Source organism: Niallia sp. 01092, assembly GCF_052318935.1.
Classification (GTDB): domain Bacteria; phylum Bacillota; class Bacilli; order Bacillales; family Cytobacillaceae; genus Niallia.
Genome location: NZ_JBQRKO010000011.1, coordinates 99,702 through 121,047 on the forward strand (window position 1 = coordinate 99,702; position 21,346 = coordinate 121,047).

The window sequence follows — 21,346 nt, forward strand, 5'->3', positions numbered from 1 at the left end:
GAAGTTAGAACTAATATATGCGCTTTATTCTCTTGTTTTATTTTTTCAACAGACCCGAATATATGTCCAAACATATCATTTTCTCCTTGCATAAAATAGCATGTATAGTAACTCTAAGGAGGAATATTTTTGAGAAAGAAACTATTAACAACAGGCTCCGAAGGTTTAATGGAAGATTCATATCCGTACCAGTTGTATCAAAAGGCAAAAAAGTTTGGAGGATGGAACCCTCAGCTTATCAATTTTTCACAGGATCAAGAAGATTGGAATACACTATCTGTTAAACAAAAAGAGTGGATTCTGAAACTTCTCGCTCAATTTCAGGGTGGGGAAGAAGCGGTTACTCTTGATTTACTCCCATTGCTTAGGGTGATTGCTAAAGAAGGTAGGTTAGAAGAGGAGATGTTCCTCACTACATTTTTATGCGATGAAGCTAAACATACTGAATTCTTTCGGCTGGTGTTAAATGCTATTGGTGCAAAAGGCGATCTTACCCACTTGCATTCTGAATCCTATCGAAAGTTATTTTATGAAATTCTCCCCGAAACAATGGAACGTCTATGGCATGAACAAACCCCAGAGGTAATAGCTGATGCAGCAACTGTATACAATATGTTTGTAGAAGGGGTATTAGCAGAAACTGGATATAAATCGTTTTATGATGGACTGCAAATGTTCGGTAAGATGCCTGGACTTCTAGAGGGCATTGGCCACTTAAAGAAAGATGAATCAAGGCATATTGCATATGGAACGTTTCTTCTACAGCGCTTAATTTGTGAACATCCTCATCTTTTTGACAGGGTGGTTAAGAAGCTTGAGGAATTGGCACCTCTTGCTACCTCCTTAAATGCAGAGGGTATTATTGAGGGTGAAAAAGGAAAGGAATACAGTTCTGAAATTAAGAAATACTCGGAAAAACAGCTTATGTTAAGAATCGAGATCCTTGCAAGGGCGAAGGGGCAGACGATTGAAGAAATTTATCGATCTGTTGGAGGAAACTCAAACCCATAGAATTACAGAATGAACTCTTACCTTATTGAAACTAAAATATCTAGGGGCTGTTCAGAAAGTTAGTTACACTGACTTTTTGGACAGCCCTTTCTTCGGACGAACTGGCAAGCCTTCTCGTACCTCTACTCGGGGGTCTTGCAAGTCCGTTTTTCCGCAGGAGTCTCGCAGATTTCCTTCCCAGAAACAACATCATTGTTTAACAGAGACTCCTTCAAAGTTAATTGCCCTCTTACTACAATTTCATTTTCATTCCTGCCTTCAATGACAAGAATGGTTAAATCATTTTCCTGCTTCGTTTCTGCTAATATATGAATCGTATCATTCATGTATATTGGTTTTAGGAATTGCATCTCATACGAGGAGATTCTCATTCCTTTTTCAATAAAAAAAGAAGCGATATTTGATGTAAGGGCCATTGTCAACATTCCGTGGGCAATCGGCGCTTTAAATCCAAAACATTCTGCTTCCTTTTGATCCAGATGAATCCGATTGAAGTCCCCGGAGAGGAACGCATATTGCTTCACTTTTTCTTCCGTTATGGTAAATGTACGACTAATTCGGACACACATCGAAAACACTCGCTTCCTTCCGAGTTATACCCTACGAGAGATTGGGTGTAAAACGTATAGTTTCCTTTTTTCTTTTCTTGATCAAGTGAAATGACACACTGATAAGTTTCTCCGATGGAAAGTTCTTTGGAACAAACACAGGTCTGTTTTCGATGAATGGGAGCTCCCTTGTAGTTCCATTGAACCTTGATATAACGATAAAAGATCATCGGAAAGGTTGGCGGCAATTTCTTTTGTTTACCAAAAATAGCTTCATAGTTATGGACCATTTCTTCTGTTATTGTCACGTAAGTCGCCTCTGTTTTCACAACATACTCTCCCATAAAACGGCTATTCCAATTCCGCCGCCAATCCCTAACGCAGAAATGCTGTAGTTCGTTTTGTATCGCTGTACTTCATAAAATAATCTTGTTACCAAAATTGCTCCCGATGCTCCATAAGGATGACCTAATGCAATGGCGCCACCTTCTACGTTTAATTTTTCATAAGGAATCGAAAGTTCCCTTGCACATGCGACTACTTTTGAAGCAAAGGCTTCATTCAATTCAAATAGGTCGATATCCTGAATCGATAAAGAATGCTTAGATAATAATTGCGAAACGGCAGGAATCGGACCACTAGCTGGATAATTTGGGTTCACTCCTGTTACAACACTATCCACAAAACGCATGATTGACTCGTATCCTAGTTCCTTCGCTTTTTCTTCAGACATGACAAGGACCGCTGATGCCCCATCATTGACTCCACAACAGTTTCCCAACGTTACCGTACCATTTTCCTTAAAACAAGGAGACAATCGACGAAGCATTCTTTCATAATTAAGTTTCGGATTTAATCCTTCATCTTGCAAGGGAAAATCAGCGATTTTTACGAGTTCCTCAGCATAATAGCCTTTTTTTAATGAGTGAATCGCTCGTTGATAACTAAGCAGAGCATACTCATCTTGCATCTCCCTTGTGATCCCATATTTTTCAGCTACATATTCAGCTGCAACGCCCATATCAGGGTCACCGATCTGTTCAGGTGAGAAACGCGCCCGTTTTTCATAAGGAGATTGACTTGTACTTTCGACACCGCCCGCAATATATATTTGCCCTGCACCGCCTTGGATAAGAAAACAAGCAAGGCGAATTGCCTCTAATCCAGAGCCGCACTGCCGGTCGATTGTCATACCTGGTATAGCAACAGATAAACCGCTTTCCAAGCCTGACAATCTCGCAATATTTCCACCAGGACCCACCGCATTGCCGAAAATAATTTCATCTACCTGTTCAGGCAGGTCTTGAATGAGGTCTCTAATAACAAATGCTGCTAATTGTTCAGGGGGATACTGTTTTAAGATGCCGCCTTTTTTTCCTATTACGGTTCTCTTTGCTTTGACGATCACCGCTCTCGTCATCCTAACTCCCCCTTTTCAAACGATTTTCTTACTTCTTGGCGTGAAACCTTCCCTCCCGTTGTGTAGGGGAAAGTTTCTACTTTTCTCCAAATTCGTGGAATTTTATAAGAGGACAGCGTCTGAAGACAATAATTTTTTAAAGAAGGCAAAGATACATTCCCTTTAATGAAAGCAGTCACTTTTTGCCCCCAATACTCATCTTTGACTCCTAAAACAATTGCTTCCTCGACTCCATCGTATTTAAGTAATACTTGTTCTATTTCTTGGGGGTAAATATTCATTCCACCATAAAGAATCATATCATTTTGCCTGCCAAGAATGTATACATAACCTTCTGCATCAATTTTGGCAATATCATAAACTGTCGCCCAATCTCCGTGTAATACTTTTTTTGTTTCTTCCTTATTATTTAAATATCCATCAAAAAGCATGTTGCTTTTCACATATAAAATTCCTTCTTCTCCAACACCTAATTCCTGTCCTTTTTCATTACGAATACTAATTTCAACATTATGAAATGCTCTTCCAACTGAATCTGCATATTGAATTTGTTCGTTATTTTTTAAAACGGAGATAAAACTAAGCTCGGAAGACCCGTAAAACTCATAAAAAGTAGCGGTTGGAAACTGACGGCGCATTTTCGTCTTTACGCTTGGCAGCCACTTCGCTCCTGTAGATAGAAAGGAGACGGGGTGTTTATAAGAATATCCTTCCTTTAATAGTCCTTGAATCATGGTAGGTACTACATATACAGTAGAAATCGGATAGTCATGTAAAAAATTCATCAAACGAGCAGGCGAAAACTTTGTCAGCACGTAGATCGTGCCTCCTAAATATAAAGTGCTTAAAGCACCATATAAAAAGGTAGAATTTATAAAGGAACCGGGGATTAACACATGGTCTTTCGCTGTCATTCCTATATCTATTTGATTACAGCGAAAACTTTCAATCCATGAAGCATGGGAACGTATGAAGACTTTTGGTTTTCCAGTTGAACCAGAGGTAAAACCAATGTAGAAAGGGACATTTTCGTCACTTTTATGAAAATTGCTGTTTGAAGATAGCCATTCTTCGATCTCGTCTGAAAAAATCGTTTTTGTTGAATATTGTTTAAAATATCCTTTCATCTTTTCATCAGCAATAATAAGATCAGGCGTTATTTGTTGAAGTCGATCCGCTAGCTCTCGCTCTTTCCACCTTATATCTCCTACCACACTAGCCCAGCCTGCTTCACTCGCTCCAGCGAATAGTTGTAAAAACAAGCGGCCGTTTGGCAAGAATAAGGCAACTCTTTTATAAATTGCCTTTTCATTAAAAAAAGAGGCAGCTGTACGCTGCACTAAATTGAACCATTCACCATATGTAACGTTTTCGTCATCTGTTACGATGGCAGGTCGATTATTATCTTTTTGAGCATATATCCTATATGTACTCGTAATTTTCACTTAGGCCTTCAACCTTTCTGAAATCGGAATAGCTTTTTGCAATTTAATCGCAAGAAATGAAGAAATAATTACTTTTATAAAATCACCTGGAAGATATACTAGACTAAGAGTAATAGCTTTAGCAATAGAAATATTCATCATAGCTGCCTGAATCGGAATCCCGAATAGATAAACAACCAAAATACCTCCAAGAATAGTAGTAAGCAAAATCTTCACAAATGATACGTTTTTCATATGATAACATAAATATCCAATTACGTAAGCACCAATGATCCAGCCGATGAAATAGCCTCCTGATGGACCAAAGAAAACACCAATTCCCCCGCGCCCTCCAGATAATAAAGGCAATCCTGTCATTACTAATAATAAAAATAAAGCTTGACTAAGAGCTGCATATTTAGGACCTAAACGCGCTCCCAACACACTTCCTGATAACATGACCCCTAATGTTTGCAACGTTATTGGAACAGGAGTAATTCCTAAAAAAATTGGCGGAACAATTCCCAGTGCTGCCATAATTGCAGCAAACATAGAAACATACATTATTTTTTTTAACTTCATTTTGTTAACCTACTTTCAATTTTAGTTAACAAAATTATAAAACCCTTCCTGCTTAATTGTAAAGGTTAATTTTTATTGTAAATTCAGGAAAAGGATGCTGTCTAAATAGGAGTAAATGTAAAGGAAAATGTGAATTAATTGAAACCTTGCAAGAGTGTCAGTGCCTCTTTGAAATGGAAGGATTTGAAACGCTGATTTCTAAGTCGAACAAGAGACTATTTAAATAGGTAAATGTGGTTATGTGAATCGAGTATGGAAGATTTTCTTACTAATTAATATAAATTATTTAATTGGCGGGTCTATTTAAGTGCGACTTTTGTTAATTTTAAATATTTAGTAAATTATAAATATTCAATTCTTCGATATTATGGCCAACTGAAATTCGCCTAAGAGGTTCCGGATTTTGTAATGCTTGTGGACGAGCTGTATCCATCTTTACACCTTATGGAGTTGCTTGGATCTTAACTAATTATGGTACTGTTGCTGTTTTTATTGCAATAGGAGCATTACTTCTAACAGTTGCTTTAGTTATCCTTGTTATAGGCATTGAAACAAGACAACAATCAATTGAAGATATCAGCAAAGAGGTATTTTCTACAACACAAGACCAGGTTGAACCGTTTGAAGCCGCGTCGCAAAGAAACCAATAAGAATTTATTTGATCTCGTTTCAGCAAGCAAAAAACAGGCCAATAAGTTAAAGCAAGGTCTACTTCAGCAATAAGGGGATAATTGTTGAAACAAGATGCAAATTACTTCAAGAAAAAGGCGATGGAATATAGGAATGAGAATCACGCGAACATTGTTAACATCGCGTCAAAACTTACAGTATCATTGGACTAAAATGAAGAAAGTATAATAAACAAGGTTAACAACGGTTGCTTGCATACCAAGCTCATATGGCATATCTAATAGATATGCCATACTGGGGGGAATAGCAATATAGAAAAAATATAGGTATATAGAAGTAAATACCGTTATAATAATGATGAGAAATTCATAATACATGTTTAATAAAGACGGGTGACGGAGGCATTTTATGAGAAAAGTAATTGACATAATCTCAGATCTAGGAGAAGGTTTTGGATCTTATACGATGGCAGATGATTCTAGTTTGCTTGAATTGGTAAGTTCCGCTAATATTGCTTGTGGTTTTCATGCAGGGGATCCTCGGACGATGGCAGATGCTGTAGAAAAATCAGTAAAAAATAATGTGGGGATTGGTGCGCATCCAGGTTTTCCTGATTTGGTCGGGTTTGGCCGAAGACATATAGAGTTATCATCATGGGAAATTACAACAGATATTCTCTATCAATTAGGTGCACTGAACGCATTTGTTAAAGCATATGGAGGTACATTGCAGCACGTAACTCCTCATGGACGATTAGGAAATCTCTCTGTTGAGAATCGCAAATATGCTGAAGCAATTGTTGAAGGCATAGTGAGATTTGATCCATCTCTTATGGTAGTTACTACTCCTGGGGAAATGGCTAACATAGCAGAACAAAGAGGGCTAAAGGTTGCATATGTAATATTTGCGGACCGTGCATATAATGACGATGGAACATTGGTTTCTAGAGATAATCCCAACGCTGTAATTCATGATCCTGAAACAGTTGTAAAACGATGTGTCAAGATGGTTGTTGAAGGGAAAGTGACTTCAATAACTGGTAAAGAAATAGAAGTTGACGGCCAATCATTGCTGCTTCATGGAGACACAAGTGGATCATTAAAGCTTGCACAACAAATAAAGAGTGCTTTAATAGAAGCAGGAGTAGAAATTCGTAGATTGGGTGATTGGTTTTAGTAGAAATTAAATCAAATTAAGTTTCGTCTTTATTTTTATGACTCTTTTCGTATAGATTGTTGTTATGTACCCCGCAGCCTGAATACACTTCGCTTTCCGCGGACGAGTGCCGAGCCTCCTCGTCGCTATGCTCCTGTGGGGTCTCGTCTTTCTCGCTTTTCCCGCAGGAGTCTACGTGTATTCAGGCTGCTCAGTGCTTCAACCAAGTCTATTGTTTTATTCAAAAACAACAAACTTTTAGAAAACAGCCTTATTAAAAAGATTCTTATCCAAATATTGTTTCTCTTGTTGGGATACTTTACAGCGGTTTTCTTCCAAGACCTCTAAATTTTAATATGTATCTTCAGGTTTCATAAAGGAATATATTGTCCTAGTAGAATAAGTAAAAAAATAACTTAATCTATAGTCAAAAAAAACACACGTTGAACTACTAATCTGTAATTCAATACGTGTGTTTTTTTAACTTTAATGGTTCTTTTAAATCCTTTTAAGTACTTTTATCTTTAGTTTTAGATTTCGCTATAACAAACTCACACTCGTCGCCTTGATCCCCTCTAGAGTATAAATAGTTCATTGCTATACAAAGAGGGGATAACATCAACCCAGATTAGTTTAATTGTATCCGTCTTGCAAAATCGGTAAATTTAAATTTATCAGGTCTGTGCCTTGATTCACTGTACTGAAATAAGCTGCCATCCTGCAGGTGAACCGTGCTTTTTACGACGACGACCATATGATAATTTTCTAAGTCTAGAATACTTCGATCTTCTTCAGTGCAGGGCTCCACTGTAATTTCTTTATTGGCAAATCCTATCTGTAGTCCAATTTCTTCTTCAATGTACTTGTAAATGGAGTATTGGCAAATTTCTTTTGTTAAACATGGAATATAGGTGTGATGAAAATAATCCTTATCTAATATAATCTTTTTCCCGCCTATTTCTCTTGCTCTAAAAACTTTCCATACTTTTTCATTGCCTGTCAGGTCGAGCTGATTTTGCAAAAAAGAATCTGAGGGTATAAGCTCCAGTGTATGTACAATCGTCTTCGTCTGTAAATGTAATTTTTCTGCAAGCTCTTTAAAGCTGACTAATCCCGTCACTGGAAAATCAAATTTACTGAAATCCATGACAAAGGAGCCTTTTCCTTTGATTTTATGGATGTATCCATTTTGCTCCAATGCATGCAAAGCTTTCCGGACAGTATCTCTGGATATTTCATATTGCTCCATTAAACTGCTTTCTGAAGGAAGCTTAGAGTTGGTAGTATAGGAGCCATTTTCAATTTTAGAAACAATATCGCTGTAAAGCGCTACATATTTACTGCTCATTTCCATCACCAGACATATTATTATTTTGATTCTTTTAAAAGGTAAATAACAGATTCATACGGACGAAGAACCATTTTTGCATATGAATCACTAGAATCTTGATAATTCGACAACAATATCTTACTTTCATAGCCAACAAGGTTTTGCTTAGGCAATTCAAATTTGCTTTCTTGCCCATAGAAGTTATTAATAACTAATAATATCTCATCCTTGTAGCTTCGTGTATAGGCATAGATGTTCTCATGCCCTGGTAAAATCTCGTTATATTCTCCGTATGCAACCACATCATATTTTTTTCTTAAAGCAATTAATTTTTGATAATGATAAAAAATAGAATCCTGATCTTCAAGGGCATTTTCTGCATTAATGCCTCTGTAATTTTCCGCTGTTTGAATCCAAGGTTCACCTGATGTAAAACCGGCATGAGGTGAACTGTCCCATTGCATTGGTGTTCTTGAATTATCTCTGGACTTCGCCTGGAGAATAGACATTATTTCCTTCTCGATTCTTCCAGAAGATTTCAGTATATTATAGTAATTAATGGATTCGACATCCTTATATTGATCAATGCTTGAAAAATAAGGATTTGTCATTCCAAGCTCTTCTCCTTGATAAATATAAGGAGTTCCTCTTAGCATATGAATGGCAGCAGCAAGCATTTTTGCTGATTCCTTATGATACTTTTGATCATCACCAAAACGGGACACAATCCGCGGCTGGTCATGATTGCACCAAAAAAGGGCATTCCATCCATCTCCCTCCTGCATCCCATACTGCCAGGAACTGAGAATCTCTTTTAATTTTTGAAAATCAAAGTCTGCTGTCGTCCATTTTTCGCCATTCTCGTAATCAACCTTTAAATGATGGAAGCTGAATACCATCGATAATTCCTTTTCTTCAGGGCGAGAATATTTTACACAATGGTCAATCGATGTGGAGGACATTTCTCCGACGGTGATAATATTTTCATATTTCCCAAAGGTTTCTTTATTAAGTTCTTTCAAATACTCATGGATTTTTGGACCATCTGTATAAAAACGCCGTCCATCTCTCGAATCATCATCCGCGAAAACTTCTGGTTTAGATATAAGGTTTATCACATCCAGGCGAAATCCCTTTACCCCTTTTTCCAGCCAAAATTCGACTATATCAAAAATTTCCCGCTTAAGCATGGGATTTTCCCAGTTTAAGTCTGCCTGTGTAACATCGAATAAATGAAGATAATATTCTCCATATTTTTCGGAGTATTCCCAGGCAGAACCGCCAAATTTAGAAATCCAATTGGTAGGTGGGCCGCCATCTATTTTTGGCTCTTTAAAAATATAATAATCTTTATAGTTTGGAGCTCCTTTTATCGCTTTTTGAAACCATTCGTGCTCTGTCGATGTATGATTAAATACCATATCCATCATAATATCGATATTTCGTTTTTTTGCTTCGAACACTAAACGTTCAAAATCCTCCATTGTTCCAAAACGAGAATCAATAGACGTATAATCTGCTACATCATAGCCATTGTCCTTCTGGGGGGAAATATAAACAGGGGTAATCCAAAGATAATCCACCCCGAGCTTTTTTAAATAATCAAGCTTTTCGATAATTCCATTTAAATCGCCAAGTCCATCTCCGTTTGAATCATTAAATGATTTAGGATAAATTTGATAAACAATGCTTTTTTTAAAGTCTTTCATTGATAGTCCTCCTTGCTAAAATAAAAGGGAGATTGCTCTCCCATCTATCATTTAACCTTTTACTTTTAAAAGCTTAGATCCTGTTTTTATATTAAACTGTGGTTTTTTAGAAAGCACAATCGTAAGCAGGAACGGAACAGTGATTGCTATCAGCATAGCGACAGCAAACATAATCATGTGCTGCGGCTGGATAGAAAGGATTCCAGGAATTCCTCCAACACCAATAGAGTTTGCCATTACACCGGATGCTACAGACACTACACCAGCGATTAAAGAACCGATCATACCGGCAATGAAAGGGAAGCCATATTTTAAGTTAATTCCAAAAATTGCTGGTTCTGTTACTCCAAGATAACAGGAAATAGTAGCAGGGATGGAAACTTGTTTTTCTTCTTCATTTTTTCTATTTAAGTAAACCATAGCGAGCACGGCTGAACCTTGAGCGATATTGGACAGTGCAATCATCGGCCAAAGGTTCGTTCCGCCAAATTGTCCCATTAACTGAAGGTCAATTGCATTGGACATATGATGAAGTCCAGTAATAACAAGCGGAGCGTAGAAAAATCCGAATACAGCTCCAAACAACCAGCCTAAAGAAGAAGTAAGGCCAGCATATATACCAGCAGAAATAACAGCACCTATTTTCCAGCCGATAGGACCAAGGACAGTGTGCGCAATAATAACAGTCGGCAATAAGGACAAAAATGGTACTACAATCATAGAAATAGAGTTTGGTGTAATAGCACGAAGCTTGCGTTCAAGGAAAGTCAACAGCAGTCCTGCTAAAATAGCCGGAATAACTTGTGCCTGATATCCAATCATTTCTACCTGTGCGAATCCAAAATCCCATACAGGGATGTCTTTTGCTGTAGCAACTGCATATGCATTAAGCAATTGCGGCGATACTAGCGTAAGTCCAAGGACAATTCCGAGTATTTGGGTTGTGCCCATTTTCTTGGCAATTGCCCATGTAATCCCAACAGGAAGGAAGTGGAATATCGCTTCACCAATTAACCATAAGAAAGAGTGAACGCCTCCCCAGAATTGTGAAACTTCAACAAGTGTTTTCGTACCATCTGCCGCTAGTTTAATATCCCCTATAATATTGCGGAAGCCAAGGATAAGCCCGCCGACAACGATAGCTGGAATTAATGGCGAAAATATTTCTGCAAGATGGGCAATCATCCGTTGTATCCAGTTCATATTCTGCTTTGCTGCATCTTTTACTTGATCCTTAGAAGCTTCACTTACACCAGAAACTTTTATAAATTCATTATAAAACGAGGATACTTCATTTCCAATTATAACCTGGAATTGACCAGCTTGAGTAAAAGTCCCTTTTACAAGTTTAATAGCTTCTATTTTGTTGACATCTGCTTTGCTTGGCTCATTTAAAACAAATCTCATTCTTGTCGCACAATGGGTTACGGTTGAAATATTATCTTTTCCTCCAATATACTGCAGCAATTCTTTTGCTGGATCAGTAAATTTACTCATCGATTTTCTTCCCTTCAGTTAATGTTTAGGTAACGCTTTCACAAAAGATAAAAAAATAAAAACGATAATACCTTTCAACAAAAAAAGCGTTTTCATTAAGTTGTAAAAACTATGTTGATTTCTTTCCTGTACGTATAGGGTTTGTTTACGCTTTCATTTTATCTTGTACGTACAGGGATGTCAATGAATTTTTAGAAAATTATGAAATGATAGCGTTTACAATAGTCGCAGGATAATTAAAAGGGAAGTTTATGTTAAAACTTTTTCCTAATGAGGATAGAAGGTATAACAATGAAGGGCTGTTTTTTGACTAAAGAATTATAAATAGAAGAAACAATAAAAATTTTCAGATGGATTAGAATAAACAAAACAAAAGAACTCGAAAATTTGTATGATTAAACTTACAAAATAATTAGTTTTTTTGTAAGATGGCATTATGCCATTATTTTTAAACAGTTGGGAGAGCTTTTACTTTGATATTTTCAAAGATCATAGATTTATATGCCTTAAATCAGCTACATAAAAATCGAAGCAAAGAGTTTCAATATTCCTCACTTTCCACGGATATAAGTGAAGTAAGAGACAGAATGGAATTTTATCAAACACATCCGATAGATATTCATTGTGACATACATAATGAAGACGGAAAATACAAGGCAGGAACCTTTAAATTCCAAAGCTTGCTTCCATCTGGTGATCACTCTAATGATCACTTAGTGGGAGATGTTTTTTTAAATAAAAATGAAGGTGCGCCTAATGTTATCTTTGTTCATGGATGGCGTATGAACTCTTTTGATCGCGTGAAGAAAATATTTCACAATCGTTTTATGAAAATGGGGTGGAATCTATATTATTTTCCTCTTCCCTACCATCTTAAGAGGAAGCCAGAACATTCACTTTACAGCGGAGAATATATGATAAGCGCCAATATCCAGCGGACGGTTCAATCTACTAGACAAGCAGTGGTTGATTTAAGAGCATTGATTCAATGGATTAAAGCAAATAAAAAAGGACCTGTCATCTTAATAGGTGTCAGCTTAGGCGGATTTATTACAAATTTAGCTGCAACGATTGAATCACAAATTGATGCGTTAGTTTCTGTTTTCTATGCTAATCGTCTTTCTTATTCCATATGGAATACCATACCGGGGAAGTTAATTAGGGAAGATTTAGAACATCATGGTGTAAATTATCATGATTTAATCAATTATTGGCGTATTACAGAACCTTGCCAAGCTATGCCTATTATGAAGAAAGATAATATTTTGCTAATCTCTGCAAAATATGACCAATATGTACATAGTGAAGATACTAATTACTTGTGGGAGTCATGGAGAAAACCAAAAAGGTTTATCTATCATTGTGGACATGCTGGAATCGTCCTACATCGTAAAAAGATCGCAACAGATACCATTTCTTTTCTCCAAAATAAAATCAAAGGGTAATGACTGTTTAAAAAAAGTGATACCCTTTGAAGTTTTTAAACCCTAAATCAAAAACATAGAGGTTAATACATAGTTAAATAAAATATGCATTAACCTCTTACTTCTTAGACAGGCACTCAAGATGAACTTGCTGCACTATTAATGCTTTTTTCAATTGCATTTACGCCCATAACAACTACTATTAACTCCTCCATGAAGAGGACGTCATCAAATTTTATTAGCTGATAAGCAGGCGATGAAAAGAAACCGGTTATTCGATTAAATTCAGCAACTACTTCTTCCGTTCCTTCTTTCACCAGCTGATATTGTTTAGAAAAAGCCTCTGATTTTATTAGAAATATCCCGCGACCATATGCATTATATTCGTATTTTTTAGATAAAAGAGAAAATTTATTTCTTAAGTTTCCAATTTCTGTGCCCTGATTATCATAGATTCTCCATCTACTCCCCATTAACGGGAACTTTCCACTAATGACGGCATTACCATCTGTATCAAGAACACTTACTCCAGAGGTAAAAGCACTCTTTAGATCAAGCACGCCTACTTCTTTCTTTAATTCATTGAAAATAGTCGTTTTTCCTGCTGAAAAAAAATTATCAGTAAAATATAATGTCTCCCGTGTCATAATATCCCTTCTTTCTAGTGAAGAATTTCAGCACTTGTTATTATTTATTTACGTATTAATGCTTAATTAGTTTCGTATTAACAGGAAAAATTTTCATCTAAACATGCAAACAACAAAAAAAGACTAACAAAAGTCAGCCTTTTTGAAACATATTTTCAGCTCTTAAGAAGATAATTTCTCAATAATCATCCGTTTGCCTGTATTTAAGGTAAATTCAAATCGATCGGAAATTTTTTCGTTGTAATAAAAATGGTGATTGACGCTGCATAATCCTTCTTGATTATCAAATATCATCATATTGACGCCGCTTTTACGTTTTTCGTCTTTTAGAAAAGTTAATTGGTTGTAACAGTAAATACAATCATAAATCGAAAAATTCATTGTATTAAGTGTCGTCACAAAATGATAAAAGCTATCATCGCTAATTTCGTCTAATAGTCTTTCTAAGGCGAAAACGAGGTGTTTGCGAATGCGGATTGTATCCTGATTTTTAAGGGAAAGGGTGGAACCAGAAGTGTTGACTCTTCCATCCTCTAACAGGATGCCTTTCCGCCAATTATTTAATAATAAAACTTCAATTTCTTGATGAATATATTCCTCTAAAGTAGAGGCTTCCTCTGTTTCATCATCAAAAAAAATCCAATGATCGTTCATGTATTCAACAGTTCCCGTAGTAAACGCACGGGTTTGATACTCAATCAGTTTTGCACGCTGCTGTTTCATTATAAACCTCCTCCGTTAATTTCTTTTTTTGACATAATTTATTGTTTTTAAACTTAGGCTGTTTTCGTATAGATTGTTGCTTTTAAACTCGCAGCCTGAATACACTTCGCTTTCCATGGGCGAGCGTCGAGCCTCCTCGTCGCATACGCTCCTGTGGGGTCTCGTCTTTCTCGCATTCCCACAGGAGTCTTCGTGTATTCAGGCTGCTGAGTACTTCTTCTCCCGTTTTTTTACATAAAAAACAACAAATTTTGAGAAAACAGCCTAAACTTATAAAGCTTTTGTATAGAAAAACGGTGTAATAAGCCATATCCATCAAGCTAACAAAAAATAGATTCTTTCGTGAAAAGGCTAGTGAATCCCGCGTTAATTTCAATAATTCCGCGAAATGGATAAATGTTTAAGTTGATGGCTACGATGTTATACCCTTCAAAAAATCAAGAGAATGAATTAGTTTCTATGGACAAATAACCATTTTCTTCTTTCCGGAATAGAATACTCCATATTGATTGGCATCTAGTCAAAAATTCCACGAAGAAAGGATGATAACGATGTGTGGAATAACAGGTTGGGTTGATTATAAAAGAGATTTAAGAAAAGAAACGGATACATTATCAGCAATGGCAGAAACATTGGCAAAAAGAGGTCCCGATGACACAAATGTATGGACTGCACTTCATGCAGGGTTTGGTCATAAACGTTTAGTAGTAGTAGATCCTCTTTGTGGCGTTCAACCAATGACGAAAGAAAAACAAGGTTTTCATTATACAATTTGTTATAACGGTGAGTTGTACAACACAGAAGACTTAAGAAAAGAATTACTAATAAAAGGATATTCATTTAACGGTCATTCTGATACAGAAGTTTTATTAGCTTCCTATATGGAATGGGGAGAAGATTGTTTACAATACTTAAATGGAATTTTTGCTTTTGCAGTTTGGGATGAAAAAAGAAATAGATTATTTATTGGCAGAGACCGTTTAGGTGTGAAGCCAGTATTTATTGCCGAAGTAGGAACAGGATTTATTTTTGGTTCAGAAATCAAAGCATTACTTGCACACCCTAATGTAAAAGCAGAGTTAGATCGTGAAGGATTGGCAGAAGTATTTGCTTTAGGACCTTCTCATACACCAGGTTCTGGCATCTTTAAAGGTATAAAAGAATTAAGACCAGGCCACGCGCTGAAGTTTTCGCAAGATGGCTTAAAAATCTGGCGCTACTGGAATGTAAAAAGTGAAAAACATGAAGATTCATTTGAAGAAACAGTCGAAAAAGTACGGTTTTTATTTAAAGATGCCGTTACAAGACAGCTTGTTTCCGATGTGCCGCTTAGCACTTTTTTATCTGGTGGTGTAGACTCCAGTGCGATTACGGCAATTGCATCAAATGAATATGAAAAAACAGGTAAAGGTCCCCTTCACACCTATTCCATTGATTATGAGGGCAACGATAAATTTTTTAAAGCAAATGAATTTCAGCCGAATTCAGATGGTGTCTATATCAAAAAAATGACCGATACATTTGGAACGATTCACCATAATTGTGTGATTACTCAGGAAACATTGGCTGAATATTTACATGAAGCCGTTATTGTCAGAGATGTACCTGGCATGGCTGATGTTGATTCCTCACTTTTATGGTTCTGCAGGGAAATAAAAAAGGACTTTGTTGTGAGTTTATCTGGCGAATGTGCAGATGAAATCTTTGGCGGCTATCCATGGTTTAGAAGAGAAGCTGACTTAGCTCGCGGCGGATTTCCTTGGATGAGATCTATTCAGGAAAGACAAAGTTTATTAAAAGGTGATTGGGGCAAAAAATTAAAATTAGAAGAGTATATGCTGGATAAGTATAATCAGACATTGGCAGAAACGCCAAAATTAGACGGAGAGAGCAAGGAAGATGCAAAACGAAGAGAATTATTTTATCTGAATCAGCTCTGGTTTATGACCACATTATTAGAAAGAAAAGACCGGATGAGTATGGGAGCAAGCTTAGAAGTGCGTGTGCCATTTGCCGATCACCGTCTAGTAGAATATGTATGGAATGTACCTTGGGAAATGAAAAATTATCAAAATAGAGAGAAAGGCTTATTGCGTAAAGCATTGGAAGGAATTCTTCCGGAAGAAATTCTATATCGCAAGAAAAGTCCGTATCCGAAAACGCATAACCCAGTTTATACGAAAACGGTAAAAAATATGTTAACGGATATATTAGCAGATAAAAGCTCTGCTTTATACGAATTCTTTGAAAAAGAACGTCTAACGCAAATTATTGAAACAGAAGGCTCTGCTTTTAAAGAACCATGGTTTGGCCAATTGATGACAGGACCGCAATTACTTGCCCATTTGGCACAAATGCATTATTGGTTTAAGGATTATAATATTAATGTGGTAGATTGATTTCAGACTGTTGAAAAACGTTCGCTCTCTTCGTCACTCCCCGTTTTTTGCGGTGCTCATTACCCAAAAACGGTAACTCCGCTCCTCAAAAAGGGTCGTTCCTCGATAGACAAACGTTTTCAATCAGCCTGAAATTTTGCAGTCTTACTTTTTCGACATTCTGAACCTAGTTCCTAAACAGAACTAGGTTTATTACTTTCGAAAGAACGTTTGTTCGTTTATAATGAAAGAAGGTCAAAGTAGAAGAAGGAGTCGGAATGGAGCCGTTAAAAAATATATACAATCAAACCTTTGTAAAGAACTTAGGACAAGCAATTAAGCAGGAATGCAGTTCTTTTGATGAGCAGCAGTTTTTTGTTTCTGTCTTTCAGGAAGATTGGGAACAGTTAGCATTAAAAGAACGAATGAGAAGAATAACGGTTTCTTTACATGCAACGTTTACAATAGACTATGAGGACGTCTTGGCTTGTTTTTATAAAATTGCGCCCGCTTTTAGTGGGCTAAAGGGAATTATTTTTCCTGATTATGTAGAAGTGTATGGGTTAGAATACTGGGAACAATCGCTTGCAGCATTAGAGTTTTTAACCGAATATTCGACTTCAGAATTTGCAGTACGACCATTTCTTTTACAAGATCAGGAATCGATGCTGCAGCAAATGCAAATTTGGGCACAAAGTGATAATGAACATGTGCGCAGGCTGGCAAGTGAAGGCTGTCGTCCAAGATTGCCATGGGGAATGTCTATACCAAAGCTAAAAAAAGATCCACAGACCATTTTGCCAATTTTACAAGCATTAAAGGCGGATGAATCTTTATATGTTCGAAAAAGTGTCGCAAATAATCTTAATGATATTTCCAAAACGCATCCAAATTTAGCTGTAGAGCTAGCAACATCGTGGTACGGAGATAATACATATACTAATTGGATTGTAAAGCATGCGTGTAGAACGTTGTTAAAAAAAGGGGATAGCCGAGTGCTTGAAATTTTTGGATATAATGAAGGGGAATCGATAGAAATGACAGCGGTTCATTGTGAGCAAACCCAATTATCTATTGGAGAAAGCATGTCGTTTTCCTTTGAAGTGTTCGCTCCGATTCGAAAAAAAATAAGAGTAGAATATGCAATAGATTATGTAAAGGCAAATGGAAACCGCAGTAGAAAGGTATTTCATTTATCGGAAACGGTGTTGAAAGAGGAAGAAAGAAAACTTTATTCCAAAACACATTCTTTTAAAGATTTATCAACAAGAAAGCATTATCCCGGACAGCATACTTTATACATTATCATTAATGGCGTAGAAAAAGCTTCAATTGACTTTGATGTAACAGAATGAATGAAAAATAGAAACTTGTTTTTTTTATGTAAAAAAATGGGAGAAGAAGTACTCAGCAGACTGAATACACGAAGACTCCTGTGGGAATGCGAGAAAGACGAGACCCCACAGGAGCGTATGCGACGAGGAGGCTCGACTCTCGCCCACGGAAAGCGAAGTGTATTCAGGCTGCGGGTTTAAAAGCAACAATCTATACGAAAACAGCCTAAAAAATAAACTACACAGCACTATCACTATTTTTATCCATTAAAGTAGGCGTCGCTCCGTTCCTTTTTCCAGATAGAAAAAAGAACACACCTGCTAATACAAATAATCCGCCGACAATTTGCCAGCCAATTAATCGTTCACCTAGCAACATTACGGCTAATATACTAGCACCTACTGGCTCTCCTAAAATACTCATCGAAATGGTAGTGGCATTCACATAATTAAGAAGCCAATTATTGATGACATGTGCAAGAGAAGGAACAATGGCAAGAAGAAGGAAGATGCCCCATTCTTTTGCAGAATAACCTGTTAAAGATTCACCGATTAAAAGATTGTATACAGTTAATAAACATGCTGCGAAAAAGAACACACAACTAGTGTAGACCCAGTGAGACATTTTTTTTATAATATTTTGTCCGATTAATAAATAGCCTACCACTGCAATGACGCTGAGAAAAGAACAAAAGTCCCCAAGTAAAGCTTTGTTATCTAAACCGATATCTCCCCAGCCAATCATCATCGCTCCAATAATGGCAATCCCCATCGTCATGATGGTAGAAGAGGTAGTCCGTTCTTTAAAAAAAATAAATCCACCGATTAAAGAAATAATTGGCTGCAATGCAAGGATAATCGTTGAACTTGCAACGGTCGTTAATTTTAACGAACTGAACCATAAAGCAAAATGCAAGGCTAAAAACGTTCCAGAAAAAAATAATAAATACCAGTCTTTCTTTGATAATTTTTTGAAATCCTGTCTGTTTATATAAACCATTGGAAGCATTAATATACATGCCAGCCACATCCGGTACATGCTTATAATGGCTGCAGGCGCATCAGACCATTTAACAAAAATAGCAGAAAAAGAAATAGCAATTATCGAAATAACTAAAGGTAGCCCAATTGATTTGGAGCTGTCTGTTTGCTTCATGGTATTCCCCCTGTCTAATAATTCATACACTACCATAGTACTAGATTAAGGGTTAGACAAGAAGAGTTTTTATGATATTTTAAATATTGGCTGTGTTAAAGCTGATTGTTGATATAGACACTTTGTTGATTGGAGCGGAAAGCGTGAGACTCCTGTGGGAAAAGCAAGTCAAAGGGAGACCCCACAGGCGTAAAGCGAGGCAACTGAAGAAATGTTTTATTATATAAATTACAGATAAAACCCTTATATTTAGTAGGATAAAAATGGTATAGAGAGTTTGAAAACGACCATTATGTTGGTTAGGAGAGGCGTCCGCACGACTCCTGCGGGATTAGCGAGACAGGCGAGACCCCACAGGAGCAAAGCGACGAGGAGGCTCGGCGCTCGCCCCGCGGAAAGCGTGTGGTAAGCCTCGGAAAACCGAACGAAAACCTCTAAATGCTTGATTTTCCCTATCTATATTTCATAGCATCCACTTTTTCAGTGACCTCCGTAAAGCGCCGAGGAGGCTCCCGGACCGCCCGCGGAAAAGCGAATGCCTGGAGTGGAAATCAACAGGCTTTAACAGAGCCTAAATATAAAAAGATAATATATTGCTTTCATAAGGAGCTAACGTAACAGAAAGTTCATCTGATTCTGCTGCATATTCCTGCTGGGTCAGCAGCAAGTTTATTTTTTTTCCACTTAAAGAAAAGGGCAGAACATAGTCGATTTCAGTATCGCTATTGTTAATTAAGACAAATACAACTTGATTGTCTTTTTGTTTATAGTAGGCTAAACAATTATTAACAGCAGGCAAAAAATACAAAGTACCTTTGCTCGTTAATAATGAAGTTTCTTTACGTATAGAGATTAATGTTTTTATATAGTCTTTAAGCTCTAGATCTTGCTGTTCCTCTTGCCAGGGCATGCATTTACGGCATCCTGGGTCATTGCCGCCATCTAAACCGATTTCATCTCCGTAGTAAATGCATGGTGTTCCAGGAAATGTGAATAAAAAGGTAAACAATAGCCTGACTCGTTCTTTGCGAAAACGACATTCATTTAATACACGAGGTGTATCATGACTGCCGAGGATATTAAATAAAACTTGGTTGATATTATCCGAATAGGAATGAAGAATCGTTGTTAAATCTTCGGTAAATTGATGAGCAGAAATTATATCGTAGGAAAAAAACTGCAACGATTTGTGTAAAAAAGGATAGTTCATAACGGAATCAAATTGATCCCCTCTAAGCCAAGAAACAGAGTCATGCCAAACCTCTCCTAAAATAAAAAGGTCGGGTTTTATTGCTTTAACAGTAGTGCGGAAATCACGCCAAAATTGATGATCAATTTCGTTGGCTACATCTAATCTCCAGCCGTCAATCTGGCATTCTGCAATCCAATAAGCTGCAGCTTTTAATAAATATTGTTTCACTTCTTCATTAGCTGTATTAAGCTTTGGCATATATTCATAAAAACCGAATGTCTCATAATTGATCGTGTCGCCGTCTTTAAGCGGGAATTTATGAATATGAAACCAGTCTTTATACAGCGATTTTTCTCCTTTGTCCAATACATCTTGAAAAGGAAGGAATTCGACACTGCAGTGATTAAAAACGGCATCAAGCATAACGCGGATTCCTCGGTTATGACACTCTTCCACAAGCTTTTTCAAAAGGTTGATATTTCCAAATTGAGGATCGATAGTAAAATAATCAATCGTGTCGTATTTATGGTTGGAATTTGCTAAAAAAATAGGTGTAAGATAGATTCCATTAATTCCTAAATCTTGAAGATAATCAAGGGAATCGATGATCCCTTGAAAATCTCCTCCGAAAAAATTCGTTAAACTAGGTTCTTCCTGCCCCCATTCGACTGTATGAGCTGGGTTTAAAAGTGGGTCTCCATTACGAAAACGTTCTGGGAAAATTTGATACCATATCGTTTGCTGAACCCAATCTGGCGAGGAGAACACATCGCTTTTATGCATATATGGAAAACAAAAGAAAAAGCCGGAATCTTCTGGAATAAATGAAAAAAATCCTTTTTCCGTTAACGTCATTTCCTGCTCCGTGTTTTTTAAAATAAAGCCATAGCGTATTCGTTTATGCTCGGCTTTAATTGCGACTTGCCAATAATCAAATAAAGAGTCTGATCCTATTTTTTCTAAAGGTTGAAGGGATGTTATCCATTGATGGTCGACTATTTCATATTGATCTCCATATAATAAAACTATCTCCAAAACATTATCCCGTTTTGTACGGATGCGAATATGAAGCGTTTCTTCGTCAAAAAGATAGCAATAATTATCTGCTGCTCTATGATAAATGGAGGTTAAATCGATCATCGTTATTTTCTCTCCCTTAAAAAATTTTTCACTAGCATAACCAAAA

The 21,346-nt window shown here is 36.8% G+C and carries 17 protein-coding genes; 5 read left to right on the forward strand and 12 right to left on the reverse strand.

The features are described 5' to 3' along the window. The first annotated feature begins 129 nt into the window (after positions 1-129). Positions 130-1,011, forward strand: a complete 882-nt coding sequence (locus tag ACTXGU_RS12355; RefSeq protein ID WP_443481825.1) for a R2-like ligand-binding oxidase — start codon at positions 130-132, stop codon at positions 1,009-1,011. A 122-nt stretch (positions 1,012-1,133) separates the two neighbouring features. Here ACTXGU_RS12355 and ACTXGU_RS12360 read toward each other — a convergent pair whose 3' ends face one another. Genes ACTXGU_RS12360 through ACTXGU_RS12380 form a run of 5 tightly spaced genes read right to left on the reverse strand, consistent with a single transcriptional unit; the run spans position 1,134 to position 4,985 of the window. Further along, positions 1,134-1,580: a MaoC family dehydratase gene (locus tag ACTXGU_RS12360; protein WP_443481877.1), complete on the reverse strand. Its 447-nt coding sequence runs from the start codon at positions 1,578-1,580 to the stop codon at positions 1,134-1,136. Then, the gene (locus ACTXGU_RS12365) at positions 1,547-1,888 is read right to left on the reverse strand and encodes a hypothetical protein (RefSeq protein ID WP_443481826.1); all 342 of its coding nucleotides are present in this window, start codon (positions 1,886-1,888) and stop codon (positions 1,547-1,549) included. Before ACTXGU_RS12365 ends, ACTXGU_RS12360 begins: the two co-directional genes overlap by 34 nt. Beyond that, complete coding sequence (locus tag ACTXGU_RS12370) at positions 1,885-2,979, reverse strand: acetyl-CoA C-acyltransferase (RefSeq protein ID WP_443481827.1); 1,095 nt, start codon at positions 2,977-2,979, stop codon at positions 1,885-1,887. The genes ACTXGU_RS12365 and ACTXGU_RS12370 overlap by 4 nt, the downstream gene beginning before the upstream one ends. Next, entirely contained in the window at positions 2,976-4,424 is a 1,449-nt protein-coding gene (locus ACTXGU_RS12375; RefSeq protein WP_443481828.1) for an AMP-binding protein, read from the reverse strand. The genes ACTXGU_RS12370 and ACTXGU_RS12375 overlap by 4 nt, the downstream gene beginning before the upstream one ends. Next, the gene (locus ACTXGU_RS12380) at positions 4,425-4,985 is read right to left on the reverse strand and encodes a biotin transporter BioY (protein ID WP_443481829.1); all 561 of its coding nucleotides are present in this window, start codon (positions 4,983-4,985) and stop codon (positions 4,425-4,427) included. Positions 4,986-6,023: 1,038 nt separating this feature from the next. Here ACTXGU_RS12380 and ACTXGU_RS12385 point away from each other — a divergent pair. Beyond that, positions 6,024-6,791, forward strand: a complete 768-nt coding sequence (locus ACTXGU_RS12385) for a LamB/YcsF family protein (protein ID WP_443481830.1) — start codon at positions 6,024-6,026, stop codon at positions 6,789-6,791. A 607-nt stretch (positions 6,792-7,398) separates the two neighbouring features. Here ACTXGU_RS12385 and treR read toward each other — a convergent pair. The 3 genes from treR to treP are packed head-to-tail and all read right to left on the reverse strand — an operon-like array spanning position 7,399 to position 11,306. Further along, positions 7,399-8,118, reverse strand: coding sequence for a trehalose operon repressor (gene treR / locus ACTXGU_RS12390; RefSeq protein WP_443481831.1), 720 nt, complete (start codon positions 8,116-8,118; stop codon positions 7,399-7,401). A 20-nt stretch (positions 8,119-8,138) separates the two neighbouring features. Then, complete coding sequence (treC, locus tag ACTXGU_RS12395; protein ID WP_443481832.1) at positions 8,139-9,809, reverse strand: alpha,alpha-phosphotrehalase; 1,671 nt, start codon at positions 9,807-9,809, stop codon at positions 8,139-8,141. Between the two features lie 51 nt (positions 9,810-9,860). Continuing rightward, positions 9,861-11,306: a PTS system trehalose-specific EIIBC component gene (treP, locus tag ACTXGU_RS12400; RefSeq protein WP_443481833.1), complete on the reverse strand. Its 1,446-nt coding sequence runs from the start codon at positions 11,304-11,306 to the stop codon at positions 9,861-9,863. A gap of 473 nt (positions 11,307-11,779) precedes the next feature. Between treP and ACTXGU_RS12405 the strand changes: the two genes are divergently transcribed. Then, positions 11,780-12,751, forward strand: a complete 972-nt coding sequence (locus ACTXGU_RS12405) for an alpha/beta hydrolase (protein ID WP_443481834.1) — start codon at positions 11,780-11,782, stop codon at positions 12,749-12,751. A gap of 116 nt (positions 12,752-12,867) precedes the next feature. Here ACTXGU_RS12405 and ACTXGU_RS12410 read toward each other — a convergent pair whose 3' ends face one another. Together ACTXGU_RS12410 and ACTXGU_RS12415 are read right to left on the reverse strand one after the other, a co-directional pair. Further along, a complete protein-coding gene (locus ACTXGU_RS12410; RefSeq protein ID WP_443481835.1) occupies positions 12,868-13,377 on the reverse strand; it encodes a hypothetical protein in 510 nt (169 codons plus the stop codon). A 162-nt stretch (positions 13,378-13,539) separates the two neighbouring features. Further along, positions 13,540-14,103 carry a DUF2777 domain-containing protein gene (locus tag ACTXGU_RS12415; RefSeq protein ID WP_443481878.1) on the reverse strand — a complete coding sequence of 188 codons (564 nt, stop codon included), beginning with the start codon at positions 14,101-14,103 and terminating at the stop codon, positions 13,540-13,542. Positions 14,104-14,651: 548 nt separating this feature from the next. On the opposite strand from ACTXGU_RS12415, the gene asnB reads away from it, so the two are divergent. Next, positions 14,652-16,499 (forward strand): asparagine synthase (glutamine-hydrolyzing), encoded by a 1,848-nt coding sequence (gene asnB / locus ACTXGU_RS12420; RefSeq protein WP_443481836.1) that lies wholly within the window; start codon positions 14,652-14,654, stop codon positions 16,497-16,499. Between the two features lie 257 nt (positions 16,500-16,756). Beyond that, the gene (locus ACTXGU_RS12425) at positions 16,757-17,833 is read left to right on the forward strand and encodes a DNA alkylation repair protein (RefSeq protein ID WP_443481837.1); all 1,077 of its coding nucleotides are present in this window, start codon (positions 16,757-16,759) and stop codon (positions 17,831-17,833) included. Between the two features lie 217 nt (positions 17,834-18,050). On the opposite strand, the gene ACTXGU_RS12430 is transcribed toward ACTXGU_RS12425, so the two are convergent. Next, positions 18,051-18,968: a DMT family transporter gene (locus ACTXGU_RS12430; protein ID WP_443481838.1), complete on the reverse strand. Its 918-nt coding sequence runs from the start codon at positions 18,966-18,968 to the stop codon at positions 18,051-18,053. Positions 18,969-19,539: 571 nt separating this feature from the next. Beyond that, positions 19,540-21,300, reverse strand: coding sequence for an alpha-glycosidase (locus ACTXGU_RS12435; protein ID WP_443481839.1), 1,761 nt, complete (start codon positions 21,298-21,300; stop codon positions 19,540-19,542). Between the last annotated feature and the right edge of the window lie 46 nt (positions 21,301-21,346).

What these genes read in the sequence shown, in the direction of transcription:
- ACTXGU_RS12360 (WP_443481877.1), bottom strand. Translation starts at nt 1,580, where the DNA reads ATGTGTGTCCGAATTAGTCGTACATTTACCATAACGGAAGAAAAAGTG.
- ACTXGU_RS12370 (WP_443481827.1), bottom strand. Translation starts at nt 2,979, where the DNA reads ATGACGAGAGCGGTGATCGTCAAAGCAAAGAGAACCGTAATAGGAAAA.
- ACTXGU_RS12380 (WP_443481829.1), bottom strand. Translation starts at nt 4,985, where the DNA reads ATGAAGTTAAAAAAAATAATGTATGTTTCTATGTTTGCTGCAATTATG.
- ACTXGU_RS12385 (WP_443481830.1), top strand. Translation starts at nt 6,024, where the DNA reads ATGAGAAAAGTAATTGACATAATCTCAGATCTAGGAGAAGGTTTTGGA.
- treR (WP_443481831.1), bottom strand. Translation starts at nt 8,118, where the DNA reads ATGAGCAGTAAATATGTAGCGCTTTACAGCGATATTGTTTCTAAAATT.
- treC (WP_443481832.1), bottom strand. Translation starts at nt 9,809, where the DNA reads ATGAAAGACTTTAAAAAAAGCATTGTTTATCAAATTTATCCTAAATCA.
- treP (WP_443481833.1), bottom strand. Translation starts at nt 11,306, where the DNA reads ATGAGTAAATTTACTGATCCAGCAAAAGAATTGCTGCAGTATATTGGA.
- ACTXGU_RS12410 (WP_443481835.1), bottom strand. Translation starts at nt 13,377, where the DNA reads ATGACACGGGAGACATTATATTTTACTGATAATTTTTTTTCAGCAGGA.
- asnB (WP_443481836.1), top strand. Translation starts at nt 14,652, where the DNA reads ATGTGTGGAATAACAGGTTGGGTTGATTATAAAAGAGATTTAAGAAAA.
- ACTXGU_RS12425 (WP_443481837.1), top strand. Translation starts at nt 16,757, where the DNA reads ATGGAGCCGTTAAAAAATATATACAATCAAACCTTTGTAAAGAACTTA.
- ACTXGU_RS12430 (WP_443481838.1), bottom strand. Translation starts at nt 18,968, where the DNA reads ATGAAGCAAACAGACAGCTCCAAATCAATTGGGCTACCTTTAGTTATT.
- ACTXGU_RS12435 (WP_443481839.1), bottom strand. Translation starts at nt 21,300, where the DNA reads ATGATCGATTTAACCTCCATTTATCATAGAGCAGCAGATAATTATTGC.